We start from the raw sequence: 1,367 nt of genomic DNA, 5'->3' as shown, positions 1-1,367 counted from the left end.
ACCCTCTACCCTCTACCCTCTACCCTCTACCCTCTACCCTCTACCCTCTACCCTCTACCCTCTACCCTCTGCCCTTTGGCTACCTCACTACCTCACTACCTCACTACCTCACTGCCTCAATGAAGTCAGTTATATTGATTTTTAACTTCATATGCAAATATATCGATATTAATTTTTGATGTTACTTTTGTGCACGAAATCATTATGACCGACCTGCGAATGGTATTTTTGGCGGCATTGGAGGGTATCTATGAGTGTGGGTTAAGATGTATGTTTTTTACTTGAGATGGAAATCTGGCTGTCCTAAATGATCATGATGAGGCGCCGTTAGGATTAAGCATGTGATGACAGAGCTCAACGGCCCTGAAAAATTCATCTTCCGATACAGAATTTGCTTTATCAAAAGGTTAGGAAATGGCAGTATACGTAAACACTAATGTGAGCTCATTAAACGGCCGCAGGTATCTCAATAACGTACAGAATCAGCTGACGACCACATACCAGAGACTCTCGTCGGGTCTGAGAATTAACAGTGCCAAGGACGATGCCGCTGGCTTACAAATCAGCAGCCGTCTGACGACTCAGATCAACGGTCTCAACCAGGGTAACCGCAATACCTCCGATGGTATTGCTCTGGCTCAGACCATCGAAGGCGCCATGGACGAAATGACTGGCATGCTCCAGAAGATTCGTACTCTGGCTGTTCAGGCCAATAACGGCACCAACACTGCTGATGACCGTACTGCTTTGTCCAAGGAAGCTACTGCTCTGGCTATTGAGATCAGCCGTATTGCTACCCAGACCCGCTTTGGTGGCAAGTTGGTGCTGGACGGTGCTGATGGCGGTCAAGCTGGCGGTGGTGGTGCTGCTGTAGAGAATACTATTTACGGTAAGGCAGCAGGTCAGCAAGGTCAGGCAGGTGGTGGCTCAAAGGGTACTCTTACTCTCCAGGTAGGTGCCAATAAGGGCGATACCATTACCTTTGACGTTCTCTCTGCAAAGTTCTCTCAGATTGCAAGAAACGGCGGTGTTGCAGAGGCTGATCTTAAGAAGTTTGCGGCCTTCGATGCTCAGGGCGCAAAAGCTGTAAACAATATCAAGCTCGATACTAAGGAAAATATTGAGCTGGTCATCGAATCCATGGATAAGATGATTGGTGCCATTGACAGCTCAAGAGCAGGTCTTGGCGCTTTACAAAACAATCGCCACACCCTATGGTTTTGACCCTTGGCATAAAACAGCATATATAAGCCGTTTATAAGCAACTACCCTCGAGGTAGTTTTTTTATGTCTAAAATACAACTTGTATGGCAGTTAAATGACTCAAAATCTGTGTACAAACAATTGTGCATTTAGGTGTTTTTGAT

General features: G+C 46.1%; 1 protein-coding gene. It reads left to right on the top strand.

The annotated features are described in order from the left end of the window. Positions 1–414 precede the first annotated feature (414 nt). Positions 415–1,224: a flagellin gene (locus MXE41_RS12960; RefSeq protein ID WP_247100887.1), complete on the top strand. Its 810-nt coding sequence runs from the start codon at positions 415–417 to the stop codon at positions 1,222–1,224. The last annotated feature ends 143 nt before the right edge of the window (positions 1,225–1,367 follow it).

Source organism: Anaerobiospirillum sp. NML120449, from assembly GCF_023051105.1.
Classification (GTDB): domain Bacteria; phylum Pseudomonadota; class Gammaproteobacteria; order Enterobacterales; family Succinivibrionaceae; genus Anaerobiospirillum.
This window is presented reverse-complemented; position numbering and strand designations above follow the sequence as displayed.